Source organism: Jatrophihabitans sp., assembly GCF_051960575.1.
Lineage (GTDB): Bacteria > Actinomycetota > Actinomycetes > Mycobacteriales > Jatrophihabitantaceae > JBQCEE01.
On record NZ_JBQCEE010000320.1, the window covers coordinates 1 to 14283 of the forward strand.

At 72.5% G+C, this 14283-nt stretch carries 18 protein-coding genes; 9 read left to right on the top strand and 9 right to left on the bottom strand.

What is annotated here, in order from left to right:
* Both ACTHMS_RS17745 and ACTHMS_RS17750 read right to left on the bottom strand, forming a co-directional pair.
* The coding region (locus ACTHMS_RS17745) for a polysaccharide deacetylase family protein (protein ID WP_440307988.1) at nt 1–1077 on the bottom strand (1077 nt) is incomplete at its 3' end.
* Nucleotides 1074–1721, bottom strand: a complete 648-nt coding sequence (locus tag ACTHMS_RS17750; RefSeq protein WP_440307989.1) for a hypothetical protein — start codon at nt 1719–1721, stop codon at nt 1074–1076. The genes ACTHMS_RS17750 and ACTHMS_RS17745, both read right to left, overlap by 4 nt.
* Nucleotides 1722–1810: 89 nt before the next feature.
* Here ACTHMS_RS17750 and ACTHMS_RS17755 point away from each other — a divergent pair, with 89 nt between their 5' ends.
* The 3 genes from ACTHMS_RS17755 to ACTHMS_RS17765 all read left to right on the top strand — a co-directional run bounded on the left by ACTHMS_RS17755 (nt 1811) and on the right by ACTHMS_RS17765 (nt 3817).
* A complete protein-coding gene (locus tag ACTHMS_RS17755; protein WP_440307990.1) occupies nt 1811–2476 on the top strand; it encodes a histidine phosphatase family protein in 666 nt (221 codons plus the stop codon).
* A gap of 84 nt (nt 2477–2560) precedes the next feature.
* A complete protein-coding gene (locus ACTHMS_RS17760) occupies nt 2561–2971 on the top strand; it encodes an ATP-binding protein (protein WP_440307991.1) in 411 nt (136 codons plus the stop codon).
* A gap of 9 nt (nt 2972–2980) precedes the next feature.
* A complete protein-coding gene (locus ACTHMS_RS17765; protein WP_440307992.1) occupies nt 2981–3817 on the top strand; it encodes a SigB/SigF/SigG family RNA polymerase sigma factor in 837 nt (278 codons plus the stop codon).
* 24 nt (nt 3818–3841) lie between these two features.
* On the opposite strand, the gene ACTHMS_RS17770 is transcribed toward ACTHMS_RS17765, so the two are convergent.
* Nucleotides 3842–4261, bottom strand: coding sequence for a hypothetical protein (locus ACTHMS_RS17770; RefSeq protein WP_440307993.1), 420 nt, complete (start codon nt 4259–4261; stop codon nt 3842–3844).
* 38 nt (nt 4262–4299) lie between these two features.
* Between ACTHMS_RS17770 and ACTHMS_RS17775 the strand changes: the two genes are divergently transcribed.
* Nucleotides 4300–5232, top strand: a complete 933-nt coding sequence (locus ACTHMS_RS17775) for a diacylglycerol/lipid kinase family protein (protein WP_440307994.1) — start codon at nt 4300–4302, stop codon at nt 5230–5232.
* 343 nt (nt 5233–5575) lie between these two features.
* On the top strand, nt 5576–5830 hold the full coding sequence (locus ACTHMS_RS17780) for a WhiB family transcriptional regulator (protein ID WP_440307995.1): 255 nt from the start codon (nt 5576–5578) through the stop codon (nt 5828–5830).
* 39 nt (nt 5831–5869) lie between these two features.
* Here the strand turns inward: ACTHMS_RS17780 and ACTHMS_RS17785 are convergent, their stop codons facing one another.
* Nucleotides 5870–7393, bottom strand: a complete 1524-nt coding sequence (locus tag ACTHMS_RS17785) for a sensor histidine kinase (protein WP_440307996.1) — start codon at nt 7391–7393, stop codon at nt 5870–5872.
* Nucleotides 7394–7520: 127 nt separating this feature from the next.
* On the opposite strand from ACTHMS_RS17785, the gene ACTHMS_RS17790 reads away from it, so the two are divergent.
* Nucleotides 7521–7763 (top strand): DUF3311 domain-containing protein, encoded by a 243-nt coding sequence (locus ACTHMS_RS17790; RefSeq protein ID WP_440307997.1) that lies wholly within the window; start codon nt 7521–7523, stop codon nt 7761–7763.
* A complete protein-coding gene (gene mctP, locus ACTHMS_RS17795; protein WP_440307998.1) occupies nt 7760–9484 on the top strand; it encodes a monocarboxylate uptake permease MctP in 1725 nt (574 codons plus the stop codon). The genes ACTHMS_RS17790 and mctP overlap by 4 nt, the downstream gene beginning before the upstream one ends.
* On the opposite strand, the gene ACTHMS_RS17800 is transcribed toward mctP, so the two are convergent.
* The 5 genes from ACTHMS_RS17800 to ACTHMS_RS17820 form a co-directional block, all read right to left on the bottom strand.
* Entirely contained in the window at nt 9394–10890 is a 1497-nt protein-coding gene (locus ACTHMS_RS17800; protein ID WP_440307999.1) for a DUF4389 domain-containing protein, read from the bottom strand. The genes mctP and ACTHMS_RS17800 overlap by 91 nt on opposite strands.
* A 128-nt stretch (nt 10891–11018) precedes the next feature.
* Nucleotides 11019–11405: a hypothetical protein gene (locus tag ACTHMS_RS17805; RefSeq protein ID WP_440308000.1), complete on the bottom strand. Its 387-nt coding sequence runs from the start codon at nt 11403–11405 to the stop codon at nt 11019–11021.
* An 80-nt stretch (nt 11406–11485) separates the two neighbouring features.
* Entirely contained in the window at nt 11486–11689 is a 204-nt protein-coding gene (locus tag ACTHMS_RS17810; protein WP_440308001.1) for a cold-shock protein, read from the bottom strand.
* Between the two features lie 173 nt (nt 11690–11862).
* The gene (gene rsrA / locus ACTHMS_RS17815; protein WP_440308002.1) at nt 11863–12153 is read right to left on the bottom strand and encodes a mycothiol system anti-sigma-R factor; all 291 of its coding nucleotides are present in this window, start codon (nt 12151–12153) and stop codon (nt 11863–11865) included.
* On the bottom strand, nt 12150–12770 hold the full coding sequence (locus ACTHMS_RS17820; RefSeq protein WP_440308005.1) for a sigma-70 family RNA polymerase sigma factor: 621 nt from the start codon (nt 12768–12770) through the stop codon (nt 12150–12152). Before ACTHMS_RS17820 ends, rsrA begins: the two co-directional genes overlap by 4 nt.
* A 152-nt stretch (nt 12771–12922) precedes the next feature.
* Here ACTHMS_RS17820 and ybaK point away from each other — a divergent pair, with 152 nt between their 5' ends.
* Nucleotides 12923–13399 carry a Cys-tRNA(Pro) deacylase gene (gene ybaK / locus ACTHMS_RS17825; protein WP_440308003.1) on the top strand — a complete coding sequence of 159 codons (477 nt, stop codon included), beginning with the start codon at nt 12923–12925 and terminating at the stop codon, nt 13397–13399.
* A 194-nt stretch (nt 13400–13593) separates the two neighbouring features.
* The gene (locus ACTHMS_RS17830; protein ID WP_440308004.1) at nt 13594–14169 is read left to right on the top strand and encodes a hypothetical protein; all 576 of its coding nucleotides are present in this window, start codon (nt 13594–13596) and stop codon (nt 14167–14169) included.
* Nucleotides 14170–14283 lie beyond the last annotated feature (114 nt).

Below are 14283 nucleotides of genomic sequence, written 5' to 3' on the forward strand. Positions count from 1 at the left end.
GATGCCGGCCGCCTCGTTGTAGGCCGGGACGATCACCGACAGCGGCGGCGGGTCGCCGACCGCGGCCGCCTCGCCGCGCACGCGCACGTGGTGCCGCCGGGCGAAGAAGACGAGCACCAGCACCCGCAGCACCGCGATGGCGCCGGCGACGAAGAACAGCACCGAGACGACCCGCGTGAACCCGCGCGCGGCGAGCACCAGTCCGACGGCGACGCTGCCGCGCAGCCGCTGCCAGCCCGACGCCGCGATCCACGGCGATCCGACGCCGATCGCGTGCGACACCGTGTTGAACCGATACCCGCGCGCGAGCAGCGCCGGGATCAGCGTCCGCAGCGCCGCGACGGTCTGTGCCCGGTCGCCGCCGCCGTCGTGCAGCATCACGACCGCGCCGGCGTCACCCTCGGGCGTCGCGGCCCGCACGATGGCCGCCGGGCCCGGGCGGGCCCAGTCGCGCGTGTCGAGGTCGGTGAACACCACGCGGTACGGCCCGGCGCGCCGCACCGCCCGCCACTGCCCGCTGTCGATGGCCGTCGGTGTCGAGCTGTACGGCAGGCGCAGCAGGTCGGTGAGGTAGCCCGTGGCCGAGGCGATGGCCAGCTGGGTCGACTGGAGCTCCAGCCGCTCGCGGGTGGCGCCGACGGTGCCGAGGTCCGGGTGGGTGAAGGTGTGCACGCCGATCTCGTCGCCGTCGGCGACCATGCGCCGCAGGATGTCCGCGCGACCGCCCACGGACTCGCCGATGACGAAGAAGGTCGCCGGCACGTGATACTGCTCGAGCACGTCGAGGATGCGTGGCGTCCAATGGCTCGGGCCGTCGTCGAAGGTCAGCACGATGGTCCTCGCCGGCACCCGCGAGCCCGCACCGGTGCGGGCGTCGACGATGGGGGCGCCGCGGAGCGCGGTGTCCGGCACGCCGCGGGTGCCGAGCGACGCCGGGTCGCGCGGCCCCTCGGCGGACGCCCCGTCGATGAACCCGGCGACTGTCAGCAGCACGAGCGTGACCAGGGCGAGCGCCAGCAGCACCAGCCAGTGCGCCCGCGGCGGGGGCGTGCGCGCGTGCCGGGTGTCGCGGTTCATGCCGCGACCGGACGCGGCGACCGGGAGGTCGAGTGCGTCGGGTGCGGCGTGGCCGTCGGATGGGTCGGATGGGTGGACGGCGAGTGGCCGGCGCGCCCGGCCGGCGTGGTCGAGCGGCCCGACACGGGCGGTGACGGCGTCGTCGTCGTGCTCGGTGCCGGTGTTCCCGAGGAGGCGCTCGTCGCCGGGCCGGTCGTCGGCGGCCGCGTGGGCGACCGGGTCGCCGTCGCGCCGGACGTCGTCGGCGAACCGGCCGGCGCCGTGCCGGTCGAGGTCACGGTGCCGGCGAGCGTCGGGCCGCCCGCCGGCGCACTGCCACCCGGTCCGACGCCGCTGCTGCTCGCGCCCCCCCTGCGCCCCGGCGTCGACGACGCCGCGGGCGGCACCACGGGCGCCGGCGCCAGCGCGGCGTGCTTGGCGGGTTCGTCCGTCGGCAGGCGTACGGGCGCGGTGAGCCCGGGCAACGGCACCCCGCCGAGCAGGCTGACGACGCCGAGCCCGACCGACCCGATCAGCAGGGCGGCGACGCCCCGCAGCACCAGCGTGACCCAGCGGCGGCGGCGGCCGCTGTCGTCAACGAAGATGCCGACCGTCGTGCGGTGCGGGGTCGGCGACGGCCGCTGCGGGAGGGGTCGCGTCGTCACGCACGCATTGTCAGCCCACCGACGGGGCATGTGACTACTTGAGAGTCTCAGTGACGGGATAGGGTCGGATCTTCCGCCCGAGGAGGGGCATGACGGACCAGCACGGCGGTGCCCGACCCGGGACGACCACCACCACGGCTGCTGTCGGCGCGCCCTCGGGCGCGCCCGACGGCCTGTCCGACGACACCGCCCTCTGGCTGGTGCGGCACGGCGAGACCGAGTGGAGCCGGTCGGGACGCCACACGTCGGTCACCGACCTCCCGCTCACCGAGCACGGCGCGCAGCAGGCCGCCGCGCTCGCCCCGCTCTTCGCCGACCTCGCGCCGGCGCTCGTGCTCACCAGTCCGCGACAGCGGGCGGTCGAGACGGCGCGACTGGCCGGCCTGCAGCCGGACGGCACCGACGACGACCTCGCCGAGTGGGCCTACGGCGAGTACGAGGGCCGGACGAGCGCCGAGATCCGCGACGAGGTGCCGGACTGGACCCTCATGACGCACGGCGCGCCCGGCGGCGAGACCGCCGACCAGGTCGGTGCCCGCGCCGACCGGGTGCTCGCCCGGGTCGGGGCCGCCCTCGCGGCGGGCCCGGTCGTGCTCGTCGGCCACGGCCACTTCACCCGCGTGCTCGGCGCCCGCTGGATCGGGCTGCCCGCCGCCGGGGCCGGCCGGCTGCTGCTCGACGCCGCCGCGACCTGCCTGCTCGGCGCCCAGTACGGCGTCCGGGTGATCCACCGGTGGAACCACACGGAACCTTGAGCGCGCCTTGAGAGCCTTGACCATGATGAGCAGCACCCCAGCACCGACTCCCACCATGACAGCGAACGAGGGTGACCAGCAGCAATGACCGAGACATCGGTACCGGAGTCCGACCCGACCACCGAGGCCGTGACCGTGAGCGTCCCGGCCGACGTGTCGTTCGTTTCGACCCTGCGGCTCACGACGGCGAGCCTGGCCGCGCGGTGCGGGCTCACCGTCGACGACATCGAGGACCTGCGGCTGGCGGTGGACGAGGCCTGCTCGCTGCTGCTCCCCCACGCATCCGCGGGCTCGACGCTCGACACCCGCTTCGTGCTCAGCCCGGGCCGGCTCGAGGTCGACACGGCGATCGCGAGCGCCACCGAGGCCGACCTCGACCGCACCGGCTTCGCCTGGACGGTGCTCGGGGCCCTCGCGTCCACCGTCGACGTCACGCGCGACGGCCGCAGCCTCACGATCACCGTCACCAAGCAGAGCGAGACCCCGGCCCGGTGATCGCGCTCCATGACTGACCTCGCGCCACCCGGCGCCGGCGACCGGTCCGGCGGCACCCGTGCCGACGAGCGCGCCGCCGCCCGGGCCGACACGAAGGCCGACGCCACCCGGCTGCTCGGCGAGATGCACGCCCTCGCCGAGGACGACCCGCGCCGTCGCGGCCTCCGCGACCAGCTGGTCGAGCTGCACATGCCGCTGGTGGTGTACCTGGCCAAACGGTTCTCCGGACGCAACGAGCCGCTGTCCGACCTCGTGCAGGTCGGCGCCATCGGGCTCATCAAGGCGATCGACCGCTTCGACGTCGACCGCGGCCTGGAGTTCTCGACCTACGCGACCCCGACCATCCTCGGCGAGATCAAACGGCACTTCCGCGACACCGGCTGGCTCATCCACGTGCCCCGGCGGGCGCAGGAGATGCAGACAGCGCTGAACAACGCCCGCGCCGACCTCAACCAGCAACTCGGCCGCGCGCCGACGGTGAAGGAGCTGGCCGAGCGGCTCGAGGTCGACGAGGAGGCCGTGGTCGAGGCCCTCGACGCGGCGCGCGCCTACAGCGGCGTGCCGATCGACGCGCTCGCCGCCCCGGGCGAGACGGTGCCCGAGCACCCGGTGCTCGGCATCACCGACGAGGGGTTCGAGCAGGTCGAGCAGCGGGCGCTGCTGCAGAAGGTGATCGCCTCGCTGCCCGAGGCCGAGCGCGAGATCCTGCTGCTGCGCTTCGTCGCGAACAAGACGCAGACCGAGATCGCCGGCATCGTCGGGGTGTCGCAGATGCAGGTGTCGCGCCTGGTCGCGCGCGGCCTGAAGCGGCTGCGCGAGCGCCTCGCCGAGGATCCGGAGAACTGACGCGCCGCGGCCCGCGGGGCGCGCTCAGGCCGGGGGTTCCCGGGCGAGCGCGGCCCGGGCGGGGGGGGTGAACAGCAGGTAGAGCACGGCGATGGCGGCGACCAGGATCGGCCCGCCGTAGGCGATCCGGTGCGCCTGGATGCCGAGGCTGTAGGCCACCGGCAGGGCGATGATCTGCAGCACCACCACCGGTGAGCGCGACGCCGGTCGCTGCCGCAGCAGCCCGCGCGCCCCGGCGGCGAGTACCGCGGCGCCGGCCAGCGCGCCGGCCGCCTCGAGCAGCGCCGCCGACACCTTGCTGGGCGACCCGACGATGGTGTTGACGACCAGGAAGCCGGCGACGCCGAGCAGGGCGAGTGCCTCGAGCAGCACGATCAGCGCCGCAGCGCGCAGCGGGCCGGGCGCCGGACCGTCGTCGGTCCTGTCGTCGGTCCTCGCGTCCACCCCGCCACGATAATCGGGCGGCCGCCGACCGCACGGTAGTGTCCGAGACCATGCGCGTGCTCGTGGTGGTCAACCGCTTCGCGACCGCGCACGACCCCGCCGTCCTGCCGCCGTTGCGGGCCCGGCTGGCCGCCCGGCACGACGTCGAGGTGGTCGACACGGCCCACCGCGGGCACGGGGTCGACCTCGCCCGGCAGGCGGTGCTCGACGGCGTCGACACGGTGGTGGCCTACGGCGGCGACGGCACCGTGAACGAGATCATCAACGGCCTGCTGCACGACGGGCCCGGTGACCACCTGCCCAGCCTCGGCATCGTCCCGGCCGGGTCGACCAACGTCTTCCTGCGGGCACTCGGCCTGCCGAACCGCGCCGACCGGGCGGCCGAGCGGCTGTTGCGGGCGCTCGCCGCGGGCTCGACCCGGGCCGTGAGCCTGGGCCGGGCGGACGAACGCTGGTTCTGCTTCTCGGCCGGGCTGGGCTTCGACGCGGCCGTCGTGCACGGCGTCGAGGCCGAACGCGCCCGCGGCAAGCGCTCGACCCATCTGCTCTACATGCAGGTCGGCGTGCAGCAGTTCTTCGCGAGCGAGCGCGACCGGCCCCGCATCCGGGTGAAGCTGGCCGACGGCACGACGCTGTCCGACGTCTTCTTCACCATCGTCACCAACTGCGACCCGTGGACGTTCGTCGGCCCGCTGCCGCTGCGCCCGACCCCCCACACCGACTTCGACACCGGCCTCGGGCTCTACGCCCGCCGCCGGATGGGGCTCGCGGGCATGCTCGGCAGCATGGGGGCCCTGCTCGGCCCGACCGCGCACGTCGGCACCCGCGGCGCGCACCTGCTCGAGGACCTCGACCGGTTCGACGTGCTCGCCGACGCGCCGCTGCCGTTCCAGATCGACGGCGACGCCCTCGACCCCCGTGACCGGGTGTCGTTCCACTCGGTGCCGCGGGCGCTGCGGGTAGTGCTGTGAGCAGATCGGCACGCTGAGAACGTCCCGGGAAAAGGGCCCGACCGGGTGGGAACAGGGGCTTTTGTCCCGACTCTCACCATCTCAGTACTCGACCGCAGGGCCTCGACCGCGTAACTTGCGAAGCAGTGGTTCCCCCGACCCGTGTCGAAACCCTGCACCGTGGGTACCAGCAGCAGGACGTCGGCGTTCGACGACGCACCGCCGACATGCGCTCGTGATGTGCCTTGCAGTACGGCCGTTTCCATTGAGGATGCGGCCTGGCTCGTGAAAGGATTCACAAGCGGTTCTGCCGCGAGGGCTCCTTCCACCCTCGCGCCCGCACCGAGTGAGGAGATTGAAACCGATGGACTGGCGTCACCGCGCGATCTGCCGTGACGAGGACCCGGAGCTGTTCTTCCCGATCGGGAACACCGGGCCCGCGTTGCTCCAGATCGAGCAGGCCAAGGCGGTCTGCCGGCGTTGCCCCGTCGTCCAGGACTGCTTGACCTGGGCGCTCGAAACCGGCCAGGACGCCGGCGTCTGGGGCGCGTTGTCCGAGGACGAGCGGCGGGCGCTCAAGCGCCGCAACGCCCGTGCCCGGGCCGCCCGACTGGCCTGACCCCACGGCGGGACCACCCGCCACGACCAACGATGCCGCTCAGCGCGCACTGCGCGCGAGCGGCATCGTCAGTTCCGCGGCCGCGCCGCGCGCACCGTCGGTGCCGTCCGGCGCACCCGCCGCCCGGTAGGTCACCTCTCCCCCGAGTTCGCTGGACACCAGCGTCCGGACGATCTGCAGCCCCAGCCGGTCCGACCGGTCGAGCGAGAAGTCGGCCGGCAGCCCCACCCCGTCGTCGGTGACGGTCACGGTCAGCCGGCCGCGGGCCCGGTGGGCCACGATCTCGACCGTGCCCTCGGCGTCGTCGGGGAAGGCGTGCTCGATCGCGTTCTGCACCAGTTCGGTCAGCACCAGCACCATCGCGGTGGCCGACTCGGCGCCGATCTCGCCGAAACTCCCCCGCCGCACCAGCCGCACGCGCTGGGCCGAGCCCATCACGTCCGAGAGCATGTCGAGCAGCCGGTCGACGACCTCGTCGAAGGCCACCGACTCGTCGATCGACACCGACAGCGTCTCGTGCACCAGCGCGATCGACTGCACCCGGCGCATCGACTCCTCGAGGGCGATCCGCGCCTCGGGCACCGCGACCCGTCGGGCCTGCAGCCGCAGCAGCGCCGCCACGGTCTGCAGGTTGTTCTTCACCCGGTGGTGGATCTCGCGGATCGTCGCGTCCTTGCTCATGATCTGCCGGTCGCGGCGGCGCAGCTCGGTGACGTCCTGCAGCAGCAGCAGCGCCCCGAGCGTCTCGCCGCGCGGCCGGAGCGGGATCGCGCGGAACAGCACCGTCGCCCCGCCGCCCTCGACCTCGATCGACAGCGGGTGGCCGCCGTCGATCGCCTCGGCCACCGCGGCGGCCAGGTCGCTCGCGTCGAACGGGTCGTCGGCCACCGAGCTGGTCAGCGCGCTGATCGCCTCGCCGAGCGCGTTGCCGTGCACGCCGAGCCGGCTGAACGCCGACAGCGCGTTGGGACTGGCGTAGATGATCGTGCCGTCGGGCTCGACGCGCACGATGCCGTCGCCGACGCGGGGGCCGCTGAACTCCTCGAGCCGGGCGTCGGGGGCCGGGAACTCGCCGTCGGCGATCATCGCCGACAGGTCGGCCGCGCTCTGCAGGTAGACCAGCTCGAGCTGGCTGGGCGTCCGCACGCTGGCCAGGTTCGCGTCGCGGCCGACGACCGCGATCACCTCGCCGTCGTGCCGCACCGGGATCGCCTCGCGGCGGATCGGCAGGTCGCCCTCCCAGTCGGGGTCGACCTCGCGGAAGATCCGGCCCTCGATGAACGCCGTGCGCAACGGCGCGAGCCGCGGCCCGCTCAGCGTCATGCCGACCTGGTCGGTCTGGTACGCGGTCGGCCCGGTGGTCGGGCGGCACTGGGCCACGCAGTGGAAGGTGTCGACCGACCGGCCGTCCTCGCCGGCGACCGTGACCGGCACCCACAGCAGCAGGTCGGCGAAGGCGAGGTCGGACAGCAGCTGCCACTCGCCCACCAGTCGCTGCAGGTGCCGCACCTGCGCGTCGGTCAGGGTGGTGCGCGCGGCCAGCGCGTCGGTCAGGGCGGACATCGCGACCAGCCTGCCACCGCTCGGATCGACCGCCCACACCGGGGACGCGCAGGTGGGCGCCATTTGCGCAGATCAGGGCTAAAGTCCGTTTCAGGTCCACGCCCTTCGACGACCGCAGGGAGCAACCATGGCCACACCGTCCGCCCCGCCCCGCCCGACGCGGCTGCCCGCCGGTGCCGCCGTCACCGCCGGGGTGCTGCTGCTGATCCCGCTCGTCGGCCTCGCCGTCGTGCCCTGGTACTCGCGCGAGACACCGCGCCTGTGGGGCTTCCCGTTCTTCTACTGGTACCAGCTGCTGTGGGTGTTCCTCGGGCCGCTGTGCACCTGGGGCGCCTACGTGGTGATCACCCGCGCGCGGCGGTCGCGATGAGCGCGCTCGCGTCCGGCACCGGCGTGCACGGCGTCGAGCTCGCCGTCGTGCTGTTCTTCTTCGTCGTGGTCACCGCCGGTGGCTTCCTCGCCGTGCGGTGGCGCCGGGCCGCCTCGATGCACAGCCTGGACGAGTGGGGCCTGGGCGGTCGCGGCTTCGGCACCGTCATCACCTGGTTCCTGCTCGGTGGCGACCTCTACACCGCCTACACGTTCGTGGCGGTGCCGGCGGCGATGTACGCGACGGGTGCCGTCACCGGTTGGTTCGCGGTGCCGTACACGATCGTCGCCTACCCGATCATCTTCGTCTTCATGCCGCGGCTGTGGAGCGTCTGCCACCGCCACGGCTGGGTGACGCCCGCCGACTTCGTCCGCGGCCGCTACGACAGCCGCTGGCTGGCGCTGGCCGTGGCGCTCACGGGCATCCTGGCGACGATGCCCTACATCGCGCTGCAGCTGGTCGGCATCCAGGCCGTGCTCGACACGATGGGGCTCGGCGGCTCGGGCAACTGGTTCGTCAAGGACCTGCCGCTCATCATCGCGTTCGCAGTGCTGGCCGCGTACACCTACTCGTCCGGCCTGCGGGCGCCCGCGCTCATCGCGTTCGTCAAGGACACGCTGATCTACGTCGTCATCGTCGTCGCCGTCGTCTACATCGCGGTGAAGATCGGCTTCGGCGACATGTTCGGCGCGGCGAAGACGAAGCTCACGACGCCCCCGCCCGCGGGCGGGCCGGCGCCGGGCACGTTCGTCACCGGGCCGGCGTCGTACTGGGCGTTCGGCACGCTCGCGTTCGGGTCGGCGCTGGCACTGTTCATGTACCCGCACTCGATGACGGCGGTGCTGTCGTCGCGCAGCCGCCAGGTGATCCGGCGCAACGCGGCGATCCTGCCGGCCTACTCGCTGATGCTGGCGATGCTCGCGCTGCTCGGCTACGCGGCGATCGCGAAGAAGACGCCGGTGTTCGGGCTCGACGGCACCGCGAACGCCCAGTTGGCCGTGCCGCACCTGTTCGACCAGATCTTCCCGGCCTGGTTCGCCGGCGTCGCCTTCGCGGCGATCGCGATCGGCGCCCTCGTGCCAGCGGCCATCATGTCGATCGCCGCGGCGAACCTGTTCACCCGCAACATCTACCGCGAGTTCTTCAAGCCGGACGCGACCCCGAGGCACGAGGCCCAGGTGGGCAAGATCGTGTCACTGGTCGTCAAGTTCGGGGCGCTGATCTTCGTGCTCGGGCTGGACAAGCAGAACGCGATCAACATGCAGCTGTTGGGCGGCGTCTGGATCCTGCAGACCCTCGTCGCCATCGTCATCGGGCTCTACACCCGCTGGCTGCACCGCTGGGCGCTGCTGCTCGGCTGGGCCGTCGCGATGGTCTACGGCACCGTCACGGCGTACCGGCAGACCGTGCCGAACGCGACGACGCGGCTGGTGGACGGCGCGCCGGTGAAGACGGTCGACGGCGTGCGGCACTTCGGGTCGTCCGTCGCCGAGTTCCCCTTCACCCACACCAAGGTCTACATCGCGGTGACCGCGCTGCTCATCAACATCGTGATCGCCGTCGTGGTCACGCTCGTGCTGAAGGCGGCGAAGGTCTCGTCCGGGCGCGACGCCACGGTGGCCGACGACTACTACTCCGACGAGGCGTCGCCGGGGACGGCGTCCGAGCTCACCGACGGCCCCGCGGCCGAGGCGGAGGTCAGGGCCGCGTCGTCCGGATGACGGCCGGCCCGGTGGGCCGGCACGACGATCAGGGACAGGCCGCCGCCGAAGAGCACGGCGCCCACGACGAGCAGCGTGCCGCCGATCCAGGGCAGTGAGGGCAGCGTCGCCCCGACGTCGGCGCGCACGCCGAGGCCGGCTCGGCCGTCGGCGCGCAGCACGACGACGGTCCAGTGGCCCGACTCGACCGGCCAGGTGACCACGCGCCGGCCGGTGCCGGTGCTCGACGCGACGAAGATGCCGCTGCGGGCGGGCGCTGCCGGGGGTGCACCGCCGGCGGCGTCGTGCGCCGTGCGGTCACCCGCGAGATCCGAGTACCGCGTGCGCGCCGCACCGGCCAGCCAGCGGTTCGCCGCGTCGGTCGGCGCGATGCCGATGAACACCGGCACCCGGGAGTCGGTCGGCGTCACCCGGATGCGCACGGTGCCGAGCACGCCGGTGGGTGTCAGGGCCGGCGAGTCGACACTGAGGTCGGAGCTGGTGATCACGGCGTGGGTGGTGGCGAACGTCGCCGTGCTCGAGGTGACATAGCCGCCGTCGCGGCCGAAGCGGTCGACGCCGAGCGCCACGGCGCCGCCGGCCAGCAGGCCGAAGGACAGCAGCATCAGCAACGAGCCCGCCACCGCGGCCACCACCCGGCCGGCGGTCCACCCGGGACGCCCCGGCGCCGGGGCCATGCCCTGCCCCGTCGACGGCGGCACCGGCGACGGCGGACGCGGCATGGTCAGGGTGCCGCCCGGTTCGTGACCGCCGAGGTCGAGCCGGAAGGGTGGGTAGTCGTCGGTCATCAGCGCCGCGTAGGCCGCCACCCGCAGCACCCAGCGGTTCAGGCCGATCACGAAGTCAAAGAGCGCGAGCGGGTAGCGGCCGGTGAACAGCAGGCTCACCGCGGCCACGAGCACCAGCAGGCCGATGAGCCCACCGCCGGAGAAGCGGGCGTCGGCGTTGCTCACCACGAACCACGCGCCGCTCGTGAACAGCCCGACGATGAGGTAGTGCGGCAGCGCGAGCAGCCACCACTTCACCAGCACGAGCCCGCGGGACAGGTGCTGCGGGTACTCGATGCTGAGGTGCGCCGGGTAGTCGGGCACGTCGGCGAGCGTGAACGGCGGGTAGCGGTCGGTGCCGAGCGCGCCGTAGGTGTAGTAGGCCACCCGCCAGCTCCAGCGCAGCACGCCGACGTTGAACTCGAACAGCGACCGCGGGTACCGCCCGGTCACCAGGATGCTCACGAACGCGCCGATGCTCGTGACCACGAACGCGAGCCAGAGGGCGACGAGCGTCAGGTAGTGCGGGATGGCCAGCACCCACTTCACCAGCCACAGCCACCGCGACAACGGCTTGTCGAGCGCTGCCTCGACCTGGACGGGATAGCGGTGCGGCATCGGCGGGAGCGCGGTCGCCACGATCATCACCTCGACGGGTCGGCATGCTGTCCGTCGAGGTGTATCGGCCGCCCCTCGGACCGGGCAGGGCCGAACGGCGGGGTCGGCAGCCCGTCCGCCGCCCCGCTCGCGGTGCAGCGCCGACGGGCTCAGCCCACCGCGGCAACGGTGATGAGCTCGGGGCTCGAGGACTGGAACGGGGCGCGCGCGAAATCGCCGTAGCGCTCGTGCACGACCAGTCCCGCCGTGACGATGAGGCGATCGAGGCACTCCGCCGTCGGCAGGGCGCTGTGCCCGTGCCTCGGATTGGGGTAGTCGAAGGCGAGGCGGCCACCGGGCTTCAACCGGTCGCGCGCGGCCTGCAGCACGGTCGTCACCTCCTGCTCGTCCTGCGCGGTGAACGCCGGGGCCGGCACCGCGATCAGGTCGTAGCGCCCGTCGGCGCGGGCGACGTCGGCCGCCTCACCGACGCGCAGGACGTCCGGCTCGGACGCCGCGAGGTGGTCATAGAACTGGGCGCGGACGACGGTGGACATGGGGACAGCCTCCCCCACCCGCGTCCGAGATGACGAAGGCCCGCCCGGCGAACCGGACGGGCCTTCGATCGAGGTCTTGGTCAGACCGCGCGGACGTTCGCCGCCTGCGGGCCCTTCTGGCCCTGCGTGGTCTCGAACTCGACGCGCTGGTTCTCCTCGAGCGACTTGTAGCCGTTGCCCGTGATCGCCGAGTAGTGGACGAACACGTCCGCGCCACCGCCGTCAGGAGCGATGAAGCCGAAGCCCTTCTCGTTGTTGAACCACTTCACGGTTCCCTGCGCCATGCTGTCTTTCTCCTTGCTCGTGCTCGGATGAGCGTTCGGGCTCGGCACCGTGCCTGAACCCGGGTCGCGCTGTGCATTTCATCCAAGCGCGCTCGAACACGTGCAAGAAGTCATGCGGAACAACCGTGGGTCACACTACACAGTCGCCCGGCGCGCCTCAATCGGCGCGCAGCTCACTCGGCGCGGTATTCGAGATGGGCGGTGTCGATCGAGATCTCGGTGATCCGGAGCCGGATGCGCTCGTGCAGCGTGACGGGCGCGCGCTCGTCGCCGCAGCACCGCGCGATCAACGCCCGGACGTCCTGCTCGAGGCCGTACTGCCTGAGACACGGCGCGCACGCGTCCAGGTGGATGCGAATGCGGTTGCGCAGCGCGTCGTCGGTCTCGTCGTCCATGTACAGGTAGAGCTCCTGCAGGACGTCGTTGCAGTCGATGTTCCCCGGGCCGAACCCCAGACCACTCATGACTTGTCACCTCCGACGCCGGCCGGGATGAGGCCGCGGTCGCGGGCGTAGTCGGCGAGCAGGTGCTGCAGCTGCTTGCGTCCGCGGTGCAGGCGCGACATCACCGTGCCGATCGGCGTCCCCATGATCTCGGCGATCTCCTTGTACGCGAAGCCCTCGACGTCGGCGAGGTACACCGCGAGCCGGAAGTCCTCCGGCAGGGCCTGCAGCGCCTCCTTGACGTCGGAGTCGGGCAGGTGGTCGAGCGCCTCCATCTCGGCCGAGCGGAGCCCGGTCGAGGTGTGCGACTCGGCGCGCGCGAGCTGCCAGTCCTCGACGTCCTCACCGGACGACTCCTGCGGCTGGCGCTGCTTCTTGCGGTAGTTGTTGATGAACGCGTTCGTCAGGATGCGGTACAGCCACGCCTTGAGGTTCGTGCCCTCCTGGAACTGGTGGAAGGCCGCGAACGCCTTGACGTAGGTCTCCTGGACGAGGTCCTCGGCGTCGGCGGGGTTTCGCGTCATGCGCATGGCGGCGGCGTAGAGCTGGTCGAGGAACGGGAGGGCGTCACGCTCGAACCGGGCGCGCCGCTGTTCGACCGTCTCCTCAGCCACCGTGCTCCCTCGACCCGTGTCCATCCGTGCACCCGAGCCTATCGCGTCGATGTCGAGCGGTCGGATCGCGGCGAGCACGCCTGCGGTGTCCGACGCCTCGGTCGGGCGGTCGATCAGCACCATCATGTGGGTCGCAACGCAGGAACCCGCGCGGAGCATTCCGCTACGGTGCGCCCGTGGCCACCGGAACCCCGGCGACGAACCTGCTGACCAAGGCGAAGGTCGCGTTCACCCTGCACCCGTACGAGCACGACCCGCGGGCAGAGACGTTCGGCGACGAGGCCGCGGCGGCCCTCGGCGTCGAGCCGACTCGCATCTTCAAGACCCTCATCGCGACGGTCGACGGACGGCTGGTCTGCGGCGTCGTCCCGGTCGCGGCGCGGCTCGACCTCAAAGCGCTCGCCGCGGCGGCGGGCGGCAAGAAGGCGGCGATGGCCGACCCCGCCGCCGCCGCCCGGGCCACCGGCTACGTCGTCGGCGGCATCTCGCCGCTCGGCCACCGCTCGCGGCTGCCCGTCGTCGTGGACTCCTCGGCGCTCGGCTTCGCCACCGTCTACGTCTCCGCCGGCAAGCGCGGCCTGCAGATGGAGCTCGCGCCGTCCGACCTCGTGCGGATGGCCGGCGCCACGACCGCGCCCATCGCCACGTCATGAGCAGTCGGTCGCGTGCACCTGCACGCGGCCGACCGATATGCGCGGCTCTCAACGGAGTTTCGCAATCGAGACGTTCGTTCATCTTGGAAGCCTTGTCCCGATCTGAGAGAACCCTTAGCGTTCGCGATCACTCGTCCCGACCCAGGGACCGTGACCACGAATGTGGGGTTCGCATGGACCAACCATCCCGTCGAGTGAGGATCGCGGCCGGTGCCGCCGCGGCACTCGCTCTGTCCGTCGGCGCCGTCGCCACCGCGACGCCGGCGCTCGCCTGCACGAGATCCTCGACCTACTGTGCGGCGCACTACTACGGCCTGCTCCTCAACACCAGTGGCAAGGTGCGCGCCGAGATCGACACGACGACCTCGGCCAACAACCTCAACAAGAAGGTCTTCAACGACGCGTACGGCGACCGCGAGTGGGTGCAGGCGCCGCTGCGCGACCGGAACGCCGGCGACGGCGACGCCGTCTACGTGCACTGGAGCTGGTACGCGAACGGCTCGTACTGCTACATCAGCTCGATCGGTGTCTCGGCCGGCCCCGACAGCGGTGGCGTCACCATCGGCCAGGGCTGCACGTCGGGGTGGCACTCGACCAACTCCGCCGACTCGAAGCACATCCAGGACTCGAACTGGTGGTTCATGACCGACAGCAAGGGCGTCGACCCGACGGCCAGCTCGCTGCGCGTGACCGAGAAGCCGTGCCAGGACGAGTCGTGGGTGCCGGACGAGTGCGGCGGCTCGCGCCTGCTCGGCATCAGCTACAGCTGAGCCGGATCGACTGATCGGACGGGGTGCCCACCCCGGAGCACGCGGTGGGGCCCCCCACACCAGAAACCGGGGGGGCGTAACCGGGTGGAACTGGGGGTCGGGGCTCTTTGGGTG

Excerpts from the sequence above, each read along its gene's own strand:
- rsrA (WP_440308002.1), bottom strand. The coding sequence starts at position 12,153 with ATGAGTGGTCTGGGGTTCGGCCCGGGGAACATCGACTGCAACGACGTC.
- ACTHMS_RS17755 (WP_440307990.1), top strand. The coding sequence starts at position 1,811 with ATGACGGACCAGCACGGCGGTGCCCGACCCGGGACGACCACCACCACG.
- mctP (WP_440307998.1), top strand. The coding sequence starts at position 7,760 with ATGAGCGCGCTCGCGTCCGGCACCGGCGTGCACGGCGTCGAGCTCGCC.
- ACTHMS_RS17780 (WP_440307995.1), top strand. The coding sequence starts at position 5,576 with ATGGACTGGCGTCACCGCGCGATCTGCCGTGACGAGGACCCGGAGCTG.
- ACTHMS_RS17760 (WP_440307991.1), top strand. The coding sequence starts at position 2,561 with ATGACCGAGACATCGGTACCGGAGTCCGACCCGACCACCGAGGCCGTG.
- ACTHMS_RS17785 (WP_440307996.1), bottom strand. The coding sequence starts at position 7,393 with ATGTCCGCCCTGACCGACGCGCTGGCCGCGCGCACCACCCTGACCGAC.
- ACTHMS_RS17810 (WP_440308001.1), bottom strand. The coding sequence starts at position 11,689 with ATGGCGCAGGGAACCGTGAAGTGGTTCAACAACGAGAAGGGCTTCGGC.
- ACTHMS_RS17790 (WP_440307997.1), top strand. The coding sequence starts at position 7,521 with ATGGCCACACCGTCCGCCCCGCCCCGCCCGACGCGGCTGCCCGCCGGT.
- ACTHMS_RS17820 (WP_440308005.1), bottom strand. The coding sequence starts at position 12,770 with ATGGACACGGGTCGAGGGAGCACGGTGGCTGAGGAGACGGTCGAACAG.
- ACTHMS_RS17805 (WP_440308000.1), bottom strand. The coding sequence starts at position 11,405 with ATGTCCACCGTCGTCCGCGCCCAGTTCTATGACCACCTCGCGGCGTCC.
- ACTHMS_RS17765 (WP_440307992.1), top strand. The coding sequence starts at position 2,981 with ATGACTGACCTCGCGCCACCCGGCGCCGGCGACCGGTCCGGCGGCACC.